Here is a 17,624-nt window from a genome sequence, read left to right on the forward strand (position 1 = left end):
GCGAATTCATATATGCGCGCCTGGAGTACGTCAATGGCCCGACGGCCGTCAGTCGTCCTCGCCGGCCTCGGCGAAGGTGAAGTAGGACGCGGTGCCGGTCAGGTCGAACAGCCGCCGCACCACCGGCTGGAGCGGTCCGCGCAGAATCAAGTGGCCGTCCGTGCGGCGCAGTTGACGCTGGGCGTGCAGCAGGGCGTTGAGGAGGGCCGAGTCGGCCCACGTGAGCTCTCTGAGGTCGACGATCGTGACGCGATCGACGTCGCTCAGCTGAACGGTGAGGGCGGCGTCGTCCCATTCGAGCCTGCCGCCGACCACGATCGTGACCGTGTCACCGTCATCGGTCCGCGTGACCACGGCGGCGTGCCGCTCGTCGGACGGGGAGTGCTGGTGCTGGTGGGGGTGGGGGGTTGCTGTCATCGCTGTCTTCCTGGCGCGCCGACGCGCGTATCACTCGTTCGAGTGGACGGGATCCGTGACCGGGCTCGGGGAGCACTTCAAGGGCAGCAGGAAAGTACGAGGATCGGATGAGCGCGGAGGTTCGCATGGGCTTGCGGCACGGCATCGACGAAGTGCACGGCGTTCCCGACAGCCCTCGCGAGGCCCGGCACGCGGTCGGCGCACTCATGCGCGAGCCGGCCGGTCCGTATTCGAGCGAAGCCCACACGGACGCGGCCATGGCCGTCGGCGAACTCGTCGCGCACGCCTTGCAGCACACGCCCGGCATCAGCCGGTTCGCGGCGTTCGCGCACGACGGCCTGCTGGATCTGACCATCGACTACCGGGACGGTCCACCGGCCGACTTCCAGCACGGCGGCGCCGCCACGCTCCGGTGGACGGTCGTGAGCGCCCTTGCCGCGTCCGTCACCTTCACGCGCCCTCACGGCAGGGGGCACCGCGTCCGAGTTCTGCTGCACCTGCGCTGAAACCACCCTGCTCGTCCGTCTCGCGTACACCGTCCCGAAGTCCTCTACCCCCACAAACACGAGTCACTGTCCCTCTTTCGGGGGATTAGGAAGATCAGTCGACCGGCGGAAAGGGCGAGGCCCGACGAGCGCGGAGCTCGTCGGGCCTCGTTCAGCGGTCGGGGTGCGGGTGCTGTCACCAGGTCCCGGGGGCGGGCGGAGCGACGACGGCGGGACGGTCGTCGCACGTGATGGTGTTGGGGAGTTCCCAGGGGGCGAGCCAGGGGCCGGTGGTGCCGCCGCCGTCGTTGCCTCCGAGGTCCTTGACGGTGAACTCCGATCCGGTGGCGGGGAAGTTGAAGGAACCGCAGTTGTTGATGCCGACGGCGCCGACGTTGCGGGCGTCGACGTTCTCGAAGGAGGCCGAACCGGCCGCGCGGGCGCTGAGCACCGAGGTGCCGGTGCCGTCCACGCGGATGTCCTTGAAGTGGACGCCCTCGATCTTGTACTTGTCCTTCACCGGGAAATCGGAGACGAACATGGCCGCGTTGTAGGTGTTGTCCAGGAAGTGGTCGCCGGTGACCCGGATGTCCGCGTCGATGTCCTTCTCCAGCGCGTAGAACCAGATGGCGCCGAGACCGATCCGCCAGTTCAGCTCGAACGTGCCCGCGCGCACGGTGGTGTTGTCCGTGATGTCGAGCCGGCCGCCGAACGGTTCGGCGCCGAAGCGGGAGCCGACCTGGATGGCGCTGCCTTCCCTGACCGGGTCGGCGACGAGGTTGCCGGTGACGGTGTTGTCCGTGCCGCCGTAGATCGCGATGCCGTTGGCGAGGACCGGGGTCTGGACGGTGTTGCGGGCGAAGGTGTTGCGCGCGTTGCCGGTCTTCTCGGACCACATGGCGAGCCCGTCGTCGCCCGTGTTGCGCACGAAGTTGTCCGACACCGTCGAATCGGTCACTCCCGTATGGAAGTTGAGGCCGTCGGCGATCTGGTCGGCGATGACGTTGCCGGTGACGCGCAGCCCGCGCATCGGGCCGTCGAACCACAGGCCGACCTTGGTGTGGTGCAGGTAGAGACCCGAGACGGAGGAGTCGTTGAGCGCGCCGCCCACCGCGTTCACCTGGTCGGTGTCGATCCGCTCGCGGACGTCTCCCTCGACGGCGAAGCCCGACAGGTGGACGTCGCTGCTGCCGCCGTCCGCCGCGTCCTTGCCGTAGAAGCCGACCCCGGTGTGCACCGAGCCGTCCGGCGCCGGGGTGCTCAGGGCGACCTCGCGGCCCTTGAAGACCGTGTACCAGCTGCCCGCGCCGACGATCGTCACGTCGTCCACGACGATGTGCCGGTCGACCCGGTACGTGCCCGGCGGGACGTACACCTTCAGGTGCTTGCGCTGGGCGAAGGCGATGGCCTTGTCCAGGGCGTCGGCGGAGTCGCGGCGGCCCAGCGGATCGGCGCCGAAGGCCAGCACGTTCGCGGCCACGGGCACGATCTTCGGCGCGCCCACGAGCTCCGAGTCGAGCAGGTCGATCACGGTCCAGGCGGCCGGGGTCCGGGCCGGCACGCTCAGGCGCACGGTGTCGCCCGCGTGGTAGGTCCGGCCCAGCTTCAGCCGCTGCTCGTCGTAGAAGTGGCTCGGCCGGAACGGCTTGTCGACGGCCGGGGCGGGCGTGGTCGCGCTCGGCACGCACTGGCACTCGGTGATCCACCAGTCGGGGTGGAGCAGGTCGGCCTGCGGGTCGTTGCTGAACGGGTACTGGTTGTAGAGCCACGAGTACTGCGAGGTGAGCGTCATCGAGGCGCGGCGCGCGCCGTTCACCGAGACGTCGAGCGGTGCGGTGATGCCGCCGCCGTGCGCGGAGTCCGGGATGCTGTAGCGCACCGTGAGGGCGTTGGCGGTGCGCGGCAGGGTGAAGTCGACGTACTGGCCCGGCCGGAGCTTGACGGCGCTGCGTCCCGACGCCTCGGACGGGAGGGTGTACGCGGTGCGGTCGGGGCCGATGACCGTACCGTTCGTCGAGGCGTTCTCGGCCTCCTGCTCGGCGAAGGGCACATCGGCGCCACGGCCCGCGACGAGTGCCGGGTCGAGGCCCGCGCGCGTCACGGCGGGCCCGGCGGCCGGGCCCGGTGCGGCCATGGCGTCGGTGCCGACCAGTGCGAGGCCGAGGGCGGCGGACACCGCGACGAGCGCGGTGACGGTCCTGGCGGGTCTTCGCGGCGGGACGTCGAGCCGTCCCGCGGCCGCGCGGGTGCTGTACCACGACATCAGGTTCCTCGTTTCTCTCACGGGTGCGGTGACAGTAGGGCGGCCGTGGCCGCTCCCACAAGAGAAGAGCGAGGAGTTTTCGTCGCCGAATCAGCAATCTACGTACTTCTGTTGAGATTTTGCGCTCATACAGGAGGCGCGGGCGGCAGCTCCACGGTGGAGACGACACGGGTGAGCGACGGCGCGCGCGGCACGGACCCGAACCCGAAGCGGACGGGAGGGTCCACCGCGCGCAGCGGCCCGAGGTCGGTTCCGTCCCAGGTGGCGTCGACGGCGGTGATCAGGTGGTGGTCGAGGGCCGCGTACCACTCGCGTCGTCCGCCTCCGGCGCTGCCGCGCGTCCGGACGCCGGACATCAGCCACCGGGCGGGGAGGTCGCACACGGCCGCCCAGGCCGGCTCGACCGCCACCCGGCGCGGGACGGCGCGCAGCACCTGGCCGAGCAGGTCCCGGCGTCCCGGAGTGAAGCTGAGCCGCAGGGGCCCGGCGGTCACCCGCCACGCGGCGGGCGCCGGTTCGACGGTCACGGGGCAGTGGGTGACGGCGTCGAAGGTGTAGGTGGCCGCCACGAAGTCGGCGACCCGGGGCGTGGGAGCGAGCAACTCCCGGTATCCGTCCGGGTGTTCCACCATCACGTCGGCGAACGGGCCCCAGGGCGACCGGGGCCAGTGGCCGACGACCAGACGGGTCCCGGAGGCCGTGCCGGCGCCCGCGATCCACCCGTCGAAGCGCAGCCGACGGCCCCGGCGGGTCGCCTCTCTCACAGACGGGGGCGCTTCACGGCGACGGCGAGCTCCATGGCCTGGCCCGTGCCGTAGCTGGGAGCGATCGTGCTGAACGCCTCCCAGCCCTCGGCTCCGAGGTCGTTGAGGTCCTTCTCGATCTGCTCGTAGTCGAAGCCCTTCATCCGCAGCTTGTACTTCAGCACCTTGTATTCCCAGGCGGCCATGCGTTCCCAGCTCCTTTCACGAAGTGACGTCTCTCCCCTACCCGGCGGCGGCGCTCCGACGGCGCGGGGACCGCGCCGTTCACCCGGAGGCACGGACGCGCCGCCCTTCCGTGTCAGAGCGCCCGGGCGGTGAAGGGGCCGACCGTGAAGGTGTCCCCGCACACCTCGAGCGAGCCGGGAGCGGTGGCGGTCAGCGAGGCGGTGTTGTTCGGCGGGTAGACCTTGAGGCGCGAGGGCTTGGCCCAGCACTTGCCGTCCGTCACGCCCCGGTCGGGGGTCTGCACCACCGCGTGGGCGGTCCTGCCCGCCTTGAGCACGACGGTCCGCACGCTGCCGTTGTTGGACCGGGTGGCGGGCTTGCCGATGCGCTGACCGGCCTTGTCGGTCAGCGAGAGGCCGGGATAGCCCCGCAGCGCGCAGGTTCCGTCCGAGGTGTTGGTCAGGGTCAGGTCGAAGTACTTGCTGTTCATCTCCTGTCCCGTCGGCTTCAGCGCGGTCTTCAGGTCGTCGGTGGTGCAGTCGCTGCCTTTCGCGGGCTGCGCGGTCGCGGCCAGTTTCTGGCTCTGCGGTGTCGCGTCCAGCTGCTTCCCGGCGTCGGTGTCGGCTCCGCACGCGGTCACGGCGACGACGCCCACGGTCGTCAGCGCCGCCGCGCAGAGGCGCGTGTTCCTGGTCTGCTTCCTGCTCTTCTCACCGTTCTTCTTCGTCGCGTCCATAGGAATCGCCTGTCCGTAGCGGCCGAGGACATGCACGCGTCGTGGACGTCGGCCCGCATTCCCACGCCTTGCCCGCCCGCCTCACACGGTTCTCCCACCCTCGTGCGGCACGGTCGGAGCCCTGAGGAGTTGTTCTGTCACGCCGCCAGGAGGAGAACCGTTGACCATTGCAGGCGTCCGCAGAAATGTTCCGTTGTGGCTGGGCCTCGCGGCGCTCGCGGCCGGGCTGGTCGCGTGCGACGGCGCGCAGGGCAGTTCACCGAGTAGTTCTTCGAGCAGCTCTTCGCCCCGGCATCCCAACATCGTGTGGGTGCTGACCGATGACCTCTCGTCCGACCTGGTGAACTACATGCCGCACGTGAAGGCCATGCAGAAGGAGGGGCTGTCCTTCTCGAACTACACGGTGACGGACTCCCTCTGCTGCCCGTCGCGTTCGTCCATCTTCACGGGCAAATTCCCGCACAACACCGGGGTGTTCACCAACATGCCGCCGGACGGCGGCTTCCAGACCTTCCACGACAAGGGCAACGAGTCCAAGACGTTCGCCACCGCCCTCCAGGGGCAGGGCTATCGCACGGCGATGATGGGCAAGTACCTCAACGGATACGAGCCCGACATGACCGTCAGCGACGAGAAGAACTACGTACCGCCGGGCTGGGACGAGTGGGACGTGGCCGGGAACGGCTACAAGGAGTACGACTACACCCTCAACCAGAACGGCCGGACGGTCGCATACCAGCACGATCCCGAGGACTATCTGACCGACGTCGTCAGCGGAAAGGGCCAGGACTTCATCGAGAAGTCCGTCCGGGACGACAAGCCCTTCGCCCTCGACATCTCCACGTTCGCCCCGCACGGCCCGGCCACCCCGGCGCCGCAGGACCGGGACAGATTCAAGGATCTGAAGCTGCCGCGGCCGCCCGCGTTCGACAAGACGCCGGCCGACGCCCCGCAGTGGCTGCGGGACAAGAAGTCCTTCACGCCCCGGCAGATCAAGAAGATCACCCAGACGTACCGCAAGCGGGTGCGTGCCGTGCAGGCCGTCGACCGGATGATCGGTGACCTCCAGGAGAAGCTGAAGAAGGAGGGCGTCTACGACGACACGGTCTTCGCCTTCGCCTCCGACAACGGCTTCCACATGGGCCAGTACCGTCTGATGCCGGGCAAGCAGACGGCCTTCGACACGGACGTGAACGTGCCTCTGGTGGTCACCGGGCCGGGCGTGCGGCGCGGCGCGACCACGGACGCCGTCGCGTCCAACATCGACATCTGCCCCACGTTCACGGACCTGGGCGGCGGCGAGCCCGACCCGAAGGCCGACGGCCGCAGCCTGGTGCCGCTGCTGAAGGGCGGGACCCCGAAGGACTGGCCGAAGACCGCGCTGGTGGAGCACCACGGCCCCGACACCTCGGCGAAGGATCCCGACAAGCCCCGTAAGGGCAGCGGCAATCCGCCCTCCTACGAGGCGCTGCGCACCGACCGGTCCACGTACGTCGAGTACCGCAACGGGTCCCACGAGTACTACGACCGCGCCAAGGACCCGGACATGCTGCACAACGTCTACGGCAGGCTGTCGTCGGAGACGAGGGCGCGGCTCACGTCGACGCTGAAGAAGATGCGGGCCTGCGAGGGATCGGAGGAGTGCGGCGCCGCCGCCGGTACCGGCTGAGCCGGGCCGGGTCAGCGCGCCGACGGGAGGCGGACGGTGACCGCCGTCCCCTCCCCCGGCGCACCGCCGACGTCCACGGTGCCGCCGTGCGCGTGGGCGACGGCCGCGACGATGGCGAGCCCCAGGCCGCTGCCGTCGCCGCTGTGCGCCGGATCGCCGCGGTAGAAGCGGTCGAAGACCCGCGGCAGCGCCTCTGCCGGGATGCCCGGACCGTCGTCGGCGACGGTGAGCGTCACCCGCGGGGCGGCCGGGCCGCCGGACTCCACGCTCACCCGCGCGGCCGTTCCGGGCGGCGTGTGGCTGCGTACGTTGGCCAGCAGGTTGTCCACCACGCGCCGCAGCTGCTCGGCGTCGCCGTGCACCGTCGCGCCGTCCTCGACGTGCACGCTCAACGAGGCGTGCGGGTCCACGACTCGGGCGGCCGACACCGCGTCGCGGACGAGCGCGGCCAGATCCACCGGGGACCGTCCGCGGGCCGGTGCGCCGTCGAGCCGGGCGAGCAACAGCAGGTCGTCCACGAGCCGTTGCATGCGCAGCGCCTCGGTGGTGATGCCGTGCATCACGCGCTCCCGCCGGTCCGGGGTGCCGACGGCGCCCTGGTGGTGCAGGTCCGCGTAGCCGAGCACCGCGGTGACCGGGGTGCGCAGTTCGTGCGAGGCGTCCGCGACGAAGCGGCGCAGCCGGTCCTGAGTGGTGCGTTCGACGGCCAGCATCGTGTTCAGGGCCAGGCCGAGCCGCCCGACCTCGGTGTCGTCGTCGGCCGGCGCGACCTGCCCGGCCCGGTCACCGGACGCGATGGCGTCCGCGTCCCGCGCCATCGTCTCCAGGGGGCGCAGGCCGCGGCGCAGCACCCACAGGCCCGCCGCCGCGAGCAGCGCCAGCACCCCGGCGGTCGCCGCCGTCTCGACGATCAGCACCTGCCGCAGGGTGCCCTGCACCTGGTCCAGAGGGGTGGCCGCGACGAGCGTGCCGCGGCCCGGCACCGTCTGCACCACGAGCCGGTAGTCGGGGCCGCCGGCCTCCGCCGGTCCCACCGTGAGCACGCCCGTGCCACGGACCCGGGACAGCGGGACCGGCAGGCGCGGTGCGGCGTCGTCCGGGTCCCGCAGCCGGGGCACCAGGTCGCGCACGGTCCCGTCGGGCCTGCGCAGCTGGAGGTAGAACTCGGAGGCGCCGAGCAGCCGGACGTCGTTGCCGAGCTGCCCGTCCGGCGCCGCCTGCCGCAGTTGCTGCGTGACCCGTTGCCGCACCGCGCGCAGGGTGACGTCGGTGCGGTGCATGAGATCGCTGCTCAGGGCCGTGTACACGACGGCGTCCAGGGCGATCAGGGCGACGGCCACCAGACCGAGCAGCGCGAGGAGCAGGCGGCCGCGCAGCGAGCGGGGCCGGACCGAGCGGCGCCGGGGCCCGGCGGGCCTCACGCGGAGCCCTGGTCGCGGAGGATGTAGCCGATTCCGCGCCGGGTCTCGATCAGGCCGGGACCGAGCGCGTCGAGTTTGCGGCGCAGGTACGAGATGTAGGTCTTCAGCACTCCGTGGTCGCCTTCGCCGAAGTCCCACACGTGTTCCAGGAGCTGCTCGTGGGTGAGCACCCGGTTGCGGTTGAGCATCAGATGGCGCAGGAGCTTGTACTCGGTGGGCGAGAGGTCCACGAGAACCCCGGCCCGGCGCACCTCGTACGTCTCGGTGTTCATCTCCACGTCCCCGCAGACGAGCAGCCGGGGCTCGGCACGGCTCTCGCCGCGGCGCAGGACGGCGCGGACCCGGGCGGCGACCTCGGCGAGCCGGAACGGCTTGGTGATGTAGTCGTCGGCGCCGAGGTCGAGGCCGCCCACGATGTCCTGCCCGCTCTCGCGCGCCGTCAGGAAGATCACGGGGGTCGCCGCGCCGGCCTGCCGCAGCCGCCGTACGACCTCGAACCCGTCGATGTCGGGCAGCATGACATCGAGCAGCACGAGGTGCGGGGCGTGCTCGCGGACCGCGGCGAGGGCGGCGAGCCCGGCCGCCGCCCGGTCCACCTCGTACCCGAGGAACTCCAGCGAGGTGGCGAGGACGTCCAGGATGGCCGGCTCGTCGTCGACGACGAGGAGCCGGGTGCCGGGCGGGACCTCCGGTGCGTTCATCCCGGTGTCCTCCTTTCACGGCGCGCGGAGCGCTTCTTCAGGTACAGCGGAAGGCCGTACCAGCACAGAGCGAACCAGACAAGGATCGCTCCCGCGAGGATCTCGGCGAGCAGATCCGGCAGCACCACGTGGAGGATCAGGAGCACCGTGCCACTGATGGTGAGCGACAGGAGCACCAGGCCGGTCACCATCAGCCGCCCGGCGACCGTCACCAGATCGTCCTTCATCCGCTCGCCGGTCAGGAGCCGGTGCAGCGCCACCGGGGCTATCAGCGCGCCGGTGGCGGCCGCTCCGAGGATCACGGTGGCCACGTAGACGTTGGTGTCGAAGGTGCCGAGGCCGTCGAAGCGTGAGGTGAACGCCACACTGAGCAGGAAGCCGAAGAGGATCTGCACTCCCGTCTGGGCGACCCTAGTCTCCTGGAGCACCTCGGCCCACCGGCGGTTGGCCCGCTCGTGCGCCTCCTCCTGGGCACTCTCCGGGCTCGTCCCCGCGGCCGTGTCCGGTCTCGCGCTCTCGTCCGTGCTCATCGGCGCCTCCTTCGTAGACACCTCTGATGCCCGCAGTCCTCGCGCTTACGTACGCACCGCACACGGAGTGAACGACTCGTCCGGAACGGATTGTCCGGTGACCGGCGGAAAGCGAGTACCGTTCCCGTTGACGGCGCGCGGCGCCGTCCCGCGCCCGACGGCTCGCCCACAGCGCCGCTCCCCTGCAGACAGGCAGTTTCCCGTTGGTTGACGTCGACCCACCGTCCGAGGACCCGGGCGGTCACGAGTCCGTCGTGGCACACGGGGAGAACCGGGTGCTTCAGGCGCTGCACGACCTGTACGGCATGGGGGTCGGGCTGCAGGATCTGCACAGTGGTTCCCAGCTGATGATCCAGCGTTCCCAGCGCGGTGCCGTGGCGGTGGACCGCGTCATGTCCAACAGCAGGTTCTCCTTCGACGCCGGTCCCATCGACAGCCTCATGGTGCTGCATCTGCGCGGCGGGACGTACGAGACGACGACGGGCGGCGTCTCCGCGCACGTGGCCGGCTGGGAGCCGCTGATCGCCTTCCAGCCGGGCAGCAACGCCATCGGCACCGTGGATCACATGGACACGCGCACGATCACCATCGACATGGACCTGGTGCGCTCGGTGAGCGACACCGCGCACGACGACCGGCGGCGGCTGCGCTTCACCAGCCTCACCGCGCCCTCGCACGGACTGCGTCAGGCGTGGATGACGACCGCCGACTACGCGGCCCGCGCCCTGGAGACGGAGAGCGCGGCGAACCCCCTGTTCCACGACACCGTGGCCCGCGCCCTGGCCGGCACCGCGCTCGCCGTGTTCCCCAACACCTTCGAGCTGGACGATCTGCACTACACCCGGGCGGGGTTCGTGGGCGCGGCGACCGTGCGGCGTGCCCAGGCCTTCGTGGAGGCGTGTGCCGCGGAACCGCTGACGCCCGCCGTCGTCGCCGCGCACGTCCAGCTGTCCGCGGCGGCGCTCGAGGACGGGTTCCGCCGGCATCTCTCCTGTTCGGTCATGGACTTCGTCACGCGGCTCCGGCTGCGCCGGGCCCATGAGGAGCTGGCCGCCCTCCCCGCCGGGACCTCGGTCGCGCAGGTGTCGGCCCGGTGGGGCTGGACCAGCCACCGGCGGTTCGTGGACGACTACCGCAGGGTCTACGGCGAGATCCCCCGGCAGCGCACCGGGGCGTGACGGTACGGGCTATCGTCCGGGAGCCGTAGGGCCCACGGAGACGACCATGAGGGCGATGTCGTCGCGGCCGTCGGGCGGCAGGTTCCTGAGGAGGTGCTCACACATGTCCTCGGGGGCGCGGGGGCCCTTCACCGCGATCGCGGAGAGACGGGAGAGCGAGGTGTCGATGTCCTCGTCGCGCCGCTCGACGAGACCGTCCGTGATCATCATCAGGAGGTCTCCCTCGGTGACGGCGACGCGCGTCGCGGGCGGCTGCTTCAGGCCGAGCCCCAGCAGCGGGCCGTGGTCCCGAAGATAGGTCTCGTCGGCATCCCTGAGCAGCAGCGGCGGCAGATGTCCCGCGTTGGCGACGTGGAGCACAGGGGCCCCGTCCTCGACGAGCATGATGCACAGGGTGAGCGTCGCACCGCGGGCCACGGTCCGCAGGAGCATGTCCAGGCGCTCCAGGATCACGTGCGGAGGGTGGCCCTCCAGGGCGTACGCGCGCAGGCCGTGCCGGATCTGCCCCATGACCATCGCGGCTTCCAGCGAGTGCCCGGCGACGTCGCCGACGGCGACCATGACGCCGGACGGCGTGGTCAGGGCCTCGTAGAAGTCCCCGCCGATCTCGGCGTGTTCGCTCGCCGGCAGATACCGGACCGCGAGCCGGGCGCGCGGTGTGTCGGGCAGCTTCTCGGGGAGGAACGAGCGCTGGAGGGTCAGAGCGAGGTTGTGCTCCTCGCTGTAGGTGCGCAGGGTCTCCAGGGCGAGCGCGGTGGTGTGGGTGACCTGGGCGAGGAGTTCCGCGTCCTGCTCCTCGCCGTCCGTCGTGGCGTGCGGCTGCGCGACGGGTACGGAGATGCAGGTGGGGGGACGGCCGCTCTTCGTGCGGGCGGCCGCGAGGAGGTGACGGCCGCCGTCGCCGGGCGACACGTACGGCATCACATGGACACCGCTGCCCTTCAGGGCGGCCGCCACGGTGTCGAGGCCCGACCCGTCGGGGGCCGGAGCGTCCGGGTGGCGACGGGTGTGCACGGTGCCGTCGGGGGCGGTGAGCCGGACGACGGCCGGGCGGTCGAGAACAGCGGCCGCGCCGACGGCCGCCGCCTCGGCCAGGTGCGGGGCGTCGGGAGCGCTGTAGAGGGAGAGGGTGGTCCGGTGCAGCTGGTGCAGGCGCTCGGCGAGCGTCTCGGCGCGGCGGCGGGCCCGGGTGTAGCGCAGGGTCGCCGAGAGGGTGGCGATCAGTTCGTCGGGGGCGACGGGTTCGGTGAGGTAGGCGTCGGCGCCCCGGTTCAGGCCCTGGGTGCGGTCGTGGACGGAGACCGCGGTCGCGGAGATGTGCAGGACCGGGACCCAGGCCGTGCGCGGTGAGGCCTTGACGCGCTCGCACACCTCGAAGCCCGTCATGTCCGGGAGCTGTACGTCGATGATGGCGGCGTCCGGGACCCGGGGCGTGTGCCGAAGCACCTCCAGGGCCTGCGTGCCGTCCTCCGCCTCCAGGGTCTCGTGGCCGGCCCGGCGCAGGGTGGTGCCCAGGACGTAGCGGGTGATGGGGTTGTCGTCGACGACCAGGACGAGGGCGGGGCCTCCGTCGGATGCGGAGTGCGTCATGGCCGGGGGGCGTCCTTCCCGGGTTCGGCCCCGGGGGCGGGACCGGCGTCGGGGAACAGCGCGGCGGCCAGGGCGGCTGCGGTGGCACGGGCCTTGGGCAGGACGGTGCGGCCGCGCAGCCGTGCCCGGTCGATCTCCGCGAGGTCGGCCGAGGAGAGCACCGCCACGGGCAGGTCCCGGGTGTCGGGGTCGGCGTCCAGGGCCGACAGCAGCGCGTAGCCGTCCGGGGACGGCATCATCAGGTCGAGGAGCACGGCGTCGGGGCGGGTCCGGCGGATCGTCTCCAGGGCCTGTCCGCTGTCGGTCACCTCCGTGTGCCGCCGGGCCAGTTCGCGCAGGGCGGGGCGCAGGGCGGCCAGGGACGCGGGGTCGTCGTCCACGACCACCAGCGAGTCGATCGGGAGCCGCGGGGACGGGGCGGCGGGGGTCGGTGCGGGCGGCAGGGCGGGCAGTTCCACCGTCGCCCGGGTGCCGTGGCCCGGCCGGCTCGTCAGGGTGAGGCGGCCGCCGAGGATGCCGGTCAGCCGGCGGGCGTAGGGCAGCCCGAGGCCGGTGCCCGCTCTGCCGCGCTGGTGCACGCCCCGTACCTGGTAGAACTCCTCGAAGACCTTCTCCAGTTGGTCCTCGGGGATGCCCACGCCGGTGTCGTGGACGGTCCAGACGCACCAGTCCCGGTCCCCGCGGCGTTCCCGGGTGAACGTGAGACCCACCTCGCCGTGCTCGGTGAACTTCAGGGCGTTGGACAGGACGTTGCGCAGGACGCGGGTGAGGATCACCTCGTCGGTGACCAGGGTGCACTCCCCCTGCGGATCGTCGATGCGCAGCCGCACGCCCTCGCGGGTCATGCCCTGCATCGTGCCCCTCAGCAGGTGGTGGAGTGTGCGCAGGTCGACCGGCGCACAGTGCGGATCGAGCCGGCCCGACTCCGCCTTGGCGACGTCCAGCAGCTCCTCCACGAGGGCGAGCATGGTGGTGCCCGACGCCGAGATCATCGTGATCTGCTGACGTTGCTCGGGGGTCAGCTCCGGCGAGTCGGGGGCGAGCAGCAGCCGGGCCAGGGCGATCACCGAGTTGATGGGCGAGCGCAGCTCGTGGCTGACGTTGGCCCAGAACCGGGTCTTGCTCTGCGACGCGAGTCTCAACTGACGGGACTTGTCCTCGAGCTCCGCGTAGAGGGCGACGACGCCGGTGTTGGTCTCCTCCAGTTCGCGGGACAGCTCGGAGTACATGGCCACGACGCCGCTGTTGGTCTCCTCCAGCTCGGCGTTGAGCCGGGTCAGTTCCTCCTGCTGGCCGCGGGATTCGTCCAGGGCCGCCAGCAGGTTCCTGTTCTGCAGCCGCAGCACCTCTTCCAGGTCGACGCCGTCGACGGTGTGCAGGGCGGTGCGGCAGGCGGCCGCCGCCTCGTCCGGGCGGTCGGCCGCGAGGGGCGTCCGCTGAGCGAAGAGCACTCCTCGGCCGTCAAGGTCGGGCGTCACCGCGTCCAGCAGCCGCCCGGCGGCCGCCGCGATCCGCGGGGAGAGCGTCCGCGGTTCGGTCCAGGCCAGCCGCGCCTCGACCTGTATCCCGTGGTCCACGACCGCCAGGCCCAGGTGGCCGCTCAGTCCGGGCGTCCGCAGCAGATCCTGGCCGGCCTCGCTGAGCACGGTCACCATGCGCACCAGGTCCTGCCCGCGGACCCCGGCGGCCCGGCAGACGGCCTGGAGACACCGGCGCAGCATCAGGACGGACTGCTGGTCGTCCAGGGCGGTGGCGTACAGCTCGTACGCCACCGGTGCGCCGTTCATCGGCGCGCCGCGGGGACCACGACGATCCCCGCGTCGTCGCGACGCAGGCCCGCCTGGTTGAGGATCTGCCCGGCGATCACCGACGGGTGGCGGGTGAGCAGTCCCGGCAGGTCGGTGGGTGACCAGCGCTGGTGCAGGCCGTCGGAGTGCATGACCAGGGCCGACCCCGGTGTCAGGTCGGCCGAGTAGGTACGGGTCGTCGGCATCTGCACCCCTACGATGCCGGGGTGCGACAGCAGGGCCGAGCGCCGGTCGTGCTCCACGACGAACGCGCTGATGTTGCCGATCCCGCACAGGGTCACCCGCCCGGCGCGCCGGTCGACCTCGGCCACGGCCAGGGCCGCTCCGCGGCTGCCGCGGAGTCCCTCGTGCAGTTGGGAGACGATGTCGCGCGGCTGCTCGGCCGCCGTCTCGCGGAAGATCTGGCGTGCCCGGTCGCTGACCCGGGCGGCCAGCGGCCCGTGACCGAGTCCGTCGCACATGAGGACCGTGAGGAGCCCGGGCTCGCTCCCGTCGGCCGGAGCGACGGCGCGCACCGCCCAGGTGTCACCGCAGACGGTCTCGCCGCTGATCGGGCGGGTCAGTCCGGCGGCCACGGGGCGCGAGCCCCACCCGTCGGCGGTGGCGGGCCGGGGGCGTTCCGCACGGAACCGCGCGAGCAGGGCCGTGCCGCGCCCCGGCAGCGAGTGCAGGTCGAAGGTGTCGGCGAGCCGCTCGATGGCGCCCAGGCCGATCCCGAGAGTTCCGGTGCTGGAGTGCCCGTCGCGGACGGCGCCGGCCACGTCGGCCATGCCGGGGCCCGTGTCGAGGCACAGGCACTCCACCTCCACGCGGCCGTCGGTCCGGCTGGGTCGCAGGACGATCGCACCGTCCTCGGCATGCCGCAGGAGATTCGTCGCGATCTCGGTCACGGCCAGCGAGACGTCGGCGATCCGGCGGTCGGTGAACCCGACGCGGCGGGCCAGTGCCGTCGCCTCGCGACGCGCCGACGCGGCCAGCGCGTCCCCGGCGCGCAACCACACCACGTCCTCGGGTTCGGTCACCGAGGCTCTGCTCACCGGTTCCACTTGACCACGCTCACGGTGGTGCCCTGCGGTCCGGTCTTCAGGTCGAACTCGTCGACGAGACGCCGGGCACCGCTGAGTCCCAGGCCCATGCCGCCGCCCGAGGTCCAGCCGTCGGTGAGGGCCAGCTCCAGGTTCTCGATGCCGGGGCCCTCGTCGCGGAACTCCACCCAGACGCCGGTCCGGCTGTCCTTCGCGGTGACGCGGACCCGGATGACGCCACCGTGCCCGTAGAGCAGCATGTTGCGCCCGAGCTCGCTGGCGGCGGTGACGAGCTTCGTCTGGTGCACCAGGGACAGGCCCGCCTGCTGTGCCAGGGTGCGCACGAGCTGGCGGGCGGCGACCACGTCGGCGTTGCGGACGACGGTGACCGTCTCGGTCGGGGCGGAGTCGGCCTCGTGGTCGTTCACGGCCGTACGCCGCGCTCGGGTCGCGAGCCGCGCAGCAGCGCGAGGCCCTGTTCGAGGTTGAGCGCGGTGCGGACGCCGTTGAGCGAGAGTCCCAGCTCCACGAGGGTGATGGCGACGGCCGGACGCATCCCGCAGACGATCGTCGTGGCGCCGAGGATCCGGGAGATCGAGGCGATGGTCGCGAGCATGCGGCCGACGAACGAGTCGACGATCTCCACGGCGGAGATGTCGATGATGACGCCGCGCGCGCCGGAGGCGACGATCCGCTCGGACAGGTCCTCCTGGAGATCGAGGACCGTCTGGTCCTCCAGATCCGTCTGGATCGACACCAGCAGGACGTCACCGATCTTCATGATCGGAACGCGGTCGCTCACAGCGTGCCCTCCGCCAGCAGCCGGCGCTGGCGGTCGGCGTCGGCCAGCGCGAGACGGAGCGCGTCGGCCAGCGTGGCCTTGGTCGGGATGTCCCCGAACTCCACGCCGAGCGCCACCAGCGTCTGGGCGATCTGCGGGCGGACCCCGGAGATGGTGCAGGTGGCACCCATCATGCGGGCGGCGACCACCGTCTTCAGCAGATGCTGGGCGACCTGGGTGTCCACCGTGGGGACACCGGTGATGTCGATGATGGCCTGCGTGGAGTTGGAGTCCACGAGCGCCTGGAGCAGCTTCTCCATGACGACCTGGGTCCGCGCGGAGTCGAGGGTGCCGACGAGCGGCACGCCGACGACGCCCTCCCAGAGCTTCACCACGGGCGTCGACAGCTCCAGAAGCTGCTCGGCCTGCGAGGAGATGATCTCCTCGCGCGTGCGGGCGTGCTCCTCCACCGTGAAGAGGCCGAGGTCGTCGAGGAGCCGCGCCAGCGCCAGATAGGAGCCGACGGCCGTGTCGTCACCGGTGAGGCTGGGCTCCAGCACGTCCTTGAGCGCGAACACGCCGACAGCCGTCTCCGTGGGCGTGAATCCCTGGCGCGCCCGATTGCGCGACAGCTCCACGAGCAGGCTGCGCACCTCGCCGAAGGCATCCCCCCGGCCGGCCAGGCCGCCCTCCTCGATCGCGCCGGTCAGCGCGTCGTAGAGCTCGCCGAGCTCGCGGTTGAGCTCGGCCTCGCTCAGCCGCCCGCGCAGCGTCGTGGCCACCGAGCGGACCCACTTCGCCTGGAACTCGTCACGCTGCCCCACAAGCAGCTCGTGGAGGCGCTGCGCGCCTGTCTCACTGGTCACGTCGGCCCTTCAGACTGGTCGATCAAATGGTCAATGCCGGGTGAGGATACGCCATAGGAACAGACGTCCGACCAGCACTCTCGATATCGGGACATCTCCGAACCCGGGCCGATCGCGGAGGACTTTCCGTGCGCGGCGGGAACACCTGCCGCGCACGCGGAACCGGCTCAGCCGGACTGCCGCTCACGTGCCACGGTCTCGGCCAGCTTCTGGAACTCGCCGAGGTCGTAGTTGGCCAGGGCCGAATCCAGGTTGGTCACCGCACCGAGACGTTCGACGAACCCCTTGGGGTCGTACTCGATCTGCAGCGCGACCCGGCTCGTGGTCGCGCTGAGCCGGTGGAAGGTGACGACCCCCGCGTGCTCCACACCCTCGACGGTGCGCCACGCGATCCGGTCCTCGGGAACGGTCTCGGTCAGCTCGGCGACGAAGTTCTTGTCGGCGCCCGGCAGTTCGAGCTGCCAGGCGAACCGGCGCTCGTCCAGGCGTTCCACGAGCCGGACATGGCTCAGGAAGGCCGGCCACCTCGACACATCGCTCCACAGCTCCCATGCGACGGCGACGGGCGCGTCGAGATCGACGGTCTCCAACAGCGACGCGGACATGCGGGCCTCTCTCTCCCGTCCCGCAGGAAGGCCACGGTCTCTCCGGGCTGCGGCACGATCCTTCGGTACCCCTTCGGGGCGAGGACACGCCTACCGGCTTCCGCGGCCGGGCGGGGCTCAGCCGGCCGTGCGGGAGGCGTCGAGGGTGACGCGAATGATCTTGCCGTGCGCGTCGGGTTCGACCGAGAGGTCGGTGCTGAGCCGCCGGACCACGAGCCAGCCGTGTCCGCCCGGCACCGCGGGTGCGGGCGTCCTCGGCGTCGGCGGCGTGGGGCTGTGGTCGCCGACACAGATGATCAGCGACTGTCCCTCGACGCGGACCTCGAAGTCCCTGACGCCTCCCGCGTGCAGCATCGCGTTGGTGACCAGTTCGCTGGTGACCAGACAGGCGTCCTGCTGCAGCAGGGCGGCTTGCTGCTCAGGGAGCGTGTCGCACAGCGGCTGGAGCACCGATCTGACGCGGCTGCGCGCTTCGGGGCAGGTCAGGCTCATGGTCCCGTGTCCGGGCGGGCTCGCCATCCCGGCCCCTTTCTGCACTGTCGGTCTTGTTCGTTCGGTTCCGTCCGAACTGCGTGTCCGTCCCACCTGCCCGCCCTGGACCGCGGCACACGGGCGGAACC

General features: G+C 71.5%; 19 protein-coding genes. 3 read left to right on the forward strand and 16 right to left on the reverse strand.

Annotation, left to right across the window (positions count from 1 at the left end; translation table 11 throughout):
• Positions 1 to 48: 48 nt before the first annotated feature.
• Positions 49 to 417, reverse strand: coding sequence for an STAS domain-containing protein (locus tag K377_RS06735; RefSeq protein WP_111662254.1), 369 nt, complete (start codon positions 415 to 417; stop codon positions 49 to 51).
• A 107-nt stretch (positions 418 to 524) separates the two neighbouring features.
• Here K377_RS06735 and K377_RS06740 point away from each other — a divergent pair, with 107 nt between their 5' ends.
• Positions 525 to 923, forward strand: a complete 399-nt coding sequence (locus tag K377_RS06740) for a hypothetical protein (protein ID WP_146614700.1) — start codon at positions 525 to 527, stop codon at positions 921 to 923.
• Between the two features lie 175 nt (positions 924 to 1,098).
• Here the strand turns inward: K377_RS06740 and K377_RS06745 are convergent, their stop codons facing one another.
• The 4 genes from K377_RS06745 to K377_RS06760 form a co-directional block, all read right to left on the reverse strand.
• On the reverse strand, positions 1,099 to 3,165 hold the full coding sequence (locus tag K377_RS06745) for a glycosyl hydrolase family 28-related protein (RefSeq protein WP_111662256.1): 2,067 nt from the start codon (positions 3,163 to 3,165) through the stop codon (positions 1,099 to 1,101).
• Between the two features lie 125 nt (positions 3,166 to 3,290).
• Complete coding sequence (locus K377_RS06750; RefSeq protein WP_111662257.1) at positions 3,291 to 3,929, reverse strand: hypothetical protein; 639 nt, start codon at positions 3,927 to 3,929, stop codon at positions 3,291 to 3,293.
• Positions 3,926 to 4,114, reverse strand: coding sequence for a DUF4177 domain-containing protein (locus K377_RS06755; RefSeq protein ID WP_111662258.1), 189 nt, complete (start codon positions 4,112 to 4,114; stop codon positions 3,926 to 3,928). Before K377_RS06755 ends, K377_RS06750 begins: the two co-directional genes overlap by 4 nt.
• A gap of 113 nt (positions 4,115 to 4,227) precedes the next feature.
• Positions 4,228 to 4,830 carry a DUF4232 domain-containing protein gene (locus tag K377_RS06760; RefSeq protein ID WP_111662259.1) on the reverse strand — a complete coding sequence of 201 codons (603 nt, stop codon included), beginning with the start codon at positions 4,828 to 4,830 and terminating at the stop codon, positions 4,228 to 4,230.
• 160 nt (positions 4,831 to 4,990) lie between these two features.
• Between K377_RS06760 and K377_RS06765 the strand changes: the two genes are divergently transcribed.
• On the forward strand, positions 4,991 to 6,499 hold the full coding sequence (locus K377_RS06765) for a sulfatase (protein WP_202455619.1): 1,509 nt from the start codon (positions 4,991 to 4,993) through the stop codon (positions 6,497 to 6,499).
• 11 nt (positions 6,500 to 6,510) lie between these two features.
• Here K377_RS06765 and K377_RS06770 read toward each other — a convergent pair whose 3' ends face one another.
• Genes K377_RS06770 through K377_RS06780 form a run of 3 tightly spaced genes read right to left on the reverse strand, consistent with a single transcriptional unit; the run spans position 6,511 to position 9,151 of the window.
• Positions 6,511 to 7,920, reverse strand: coding sequence for a HAMP domain-containing sensor histidine kinase (locus K377_RS06770; protein ID WP_111662260.1), 1,410 nt, complete (start codon positions 7,918 to 7,920; stop codon positions 6,511 to 6,513).
• On the reverse strand, positions 7,917 to 8,621 hold the full coding sequence (locus K377_RS06775; protein WP_111662261.1) for a response regulator transcription factor: 705 nt from the start codon (positions 8,619 to 8,621) through the stop codon (positions 7,917 to 7,919). Before K377_RS06775 ends, K377_RS06770 begins: the two co-directional genes overlap by 4 nt.
• A complete protein-coding gene (locus K377_RS06780; RefSeq protein WP_220093171.1) occupies positions 8,618 to 9,151 on the reverse strand; it encodes a DUF6328 family protein in 534 nt (177 codons plus the stop codon). Before K377_RS06780 ends, K377_RS06775 begins: the two co-directional genes overlap by 4 nt.
• A 254-nt stretch (positions 9,152 to 9,405) precedes the next feature.
• Between K377_RS06780 and K377_RS06785 the strand changes: the two genes are divergently transcribed.
• Positions 9,406 to 10,329: a helix-turn-helix transcriptional regulator gene (locus tag K377_RS06785; RefSeq protein WP_111662262.1), complete on the forward strand. Its 924-nt coding sequence runs from the start codon at positions 9,406 to 9,408 to the stop codon at positions 10,327 to 10,329.
• Positions 10,330 to 10,338: 9 nt separating this feature from the next.
• Here the strand turns inward: K377_RS06785 and K377_RS06790 are convergent, their stop codons facing one another.
• The 8 genes from K377_RS06790 to K377_RS06825 form a co-directional block, all read right to left on the reverse strand.
• The gene (locus K377_RS06790; RefSeq protein WP_111662263.1) at positions 10,339 to 11,919 is read right to left on the reverse strand and encodes a fused response regulator/phosphatase; all 1,581 of its coding nucleotides are present in this window, start codon (positions 11,917 to 11,919) and stop codon (positions 10,339 to 10,341) included.
• On the reverse strand, positions 11,916 to 13,706 hold the full coding sequence (locus K377_RS42695; RefSeq protein WP_111662264.1) for a hybrid sensor histidine kinase/response regulator: 1,791 nt from the start codon (positions 13,704 to 13,706) through the stop codon (positions 11,916 to 11,918). Before K377_RS42695 ends, K377_RS06790 begins: the two co-directional genes overlap by 4 nt.
• Positions 13,703 to 14,764, reverse strand: a complete 1,062-nt coding sequence (locus K377_RS06800; RefSeq protein WP_111662650.1) for an ATP-binding SpoIIE family protein phosphatase — start codon at positions 14,762 to 14,764, stop codon at positions 13,703 to 13,705. The genes K377_RS42695 and K377_RS06800 overlap by 4 nt, the downstream gene beginning before the upstream one ends.
• Positions 14,761 to 15,180, reverse strand: a complete 420-nt coding sequence (locus K377_RS06805) for an ATP-binding protein (protein ID WP_258394981.1) — start codon at positions 15,178 to 15,180, stop codon at positions 14,761 to 14,763. The genes K377_RS06800 and K377_RS06805 overlap by 4 nt, the downstream gene beginning before the upstream one ends.
• Positions 15,177 to 15,554, reverse strand: a complete 378-nt coding sequence (locus tag K377_RS06810) for an STAS domain-containing protein (RefSeq protein ID WP_111662265.1) — start codon at positions 15,552 to 15,554, stop codon at positions 15,177 to 15,179. The genes K377_RS06805 and K377_RS06810 overlap by 4 nt, the downstream gene beginning before the upstream one ends.
• On the reverse strand, positions 15,551 to 16,399 hold the full coding sequence (locus K377_RS06815) for an STAS domain-containing protein (protein WP_111662266.1): 849 nt from the start codon (positions 16,397 to 16,399) through the stop codon (positions 15,551 to 15,553). The genes K377_RS06810 and K377_RS06815 overlap by 4 nt, the downstream gene beginning before the upstream one ends.
• 167 nt (positions 16,400 to 16,566) lie before the next feature.
• Positions 16,567 to 17,004, reverse strand: a complete 438-nt coding sequence (locus K377_RS06820; RefSeq protein WP_111662267.1) for an SRPBCC family protein — start codon at positions 17,002 to 17,004, stop codon at positions 16,567 to 16,569.
• A 117-nt stretch (positions 17,005 to 17,121) separates the two neighbouring features.
• A complete protein-coding gene (locus tag K377_RS06825) occupies positions 17,122 to 17,523 on the reverse strand; it encodes an ATP-binding protein (protein WP_146614702.1) in 402 nt (133 codons plus the stop codon).
• Positions 17,524 to 17,624 lie beyond the last annotated feature (101 nt).

Source organism: Streptomyces sp. PsTaAH-137, from assembly GCF_003259365.1.
GTDB lineage: Bacteria > Actinomycetota > Actinomycetes > Streptomycetales > Streptomycetaceae > Streptomyces.

Coding starts and splice junctions, on each gene's coding strand:
- K377_RS06790 (WP_111662263.1), bottom strand. CDS start 11,919: ATGACGCACTCCGCATCCGACGGAGGCCCCGCCCTCGTCCTGGTCGTC.
- K377_RS06740 (WP_146614700.1), top strand. CDS start 525: ATGAGCGCGGAGGTTCGCATGGGCTTGCGGCACGGCATCGACGAAGTG.
- K377_RS06775 (WP_111662261.1), bottom strand. CDS start 8,621: ATGAACGCACCGGAGGTCCCGCCCGGCACCCGGCTCCTCGTCGTCGAC.
- K377_RS06825 (WP_146614702.1), bottom strand. CDS start 17,523: ATGGCGAGCCCGCCCGGACACGGGACCATGAGCCTGACCTGCCCCGAA.
- K377_RS06760 (WP_111662259.1), bottom strand. CDS start 4,830: ATGGACGCGACGAAGAAGAACGGTGAGAAGAGCAGGAAGCAGACCAGG.
- K377_RS06745 (WP_111662256.1), bottom strand. CDS start 3,165: ATGTCGTGGTACAGCACCCGCGCGGCCGCGGGACGGCTCGACGTCCCG.
- K377_RS06735 (WP_111662254.1), bottom strand. CDS start 417: ATGACAGCAACCCCCCACCCCCACCAGCACCAGCACTCCCCGTCCGAC.
- K377_RS06780 (WP_220093171.1), bottom strand. CDS start 9,151: ATGAGCACGGACGAGAGCGCGAGACCGGACACGGCCGCGGGGACGAGC.
- K377_RS06755 (WP_111662258.1), bottom strand. CDS start 4,114: ATGGCCGCCTGGGAATACAAGGTGCTGAAGTACAAGCTGCGGATGAAG.
- K377_RS06820 (WP_111662267.1), bottom strand. CDS start 17,004: ATGTCCGCGTCGCTGTTGGAGACCGTCGATCTCGACGCGCCCGTCGCC.
- K377_RS42695 (WP_111662264.1), bottom strand. CDS start 13,706: ATGAACGGCGCACCGGTGGCGTACGAGCTGTACGCCACCGCCCTGGAC.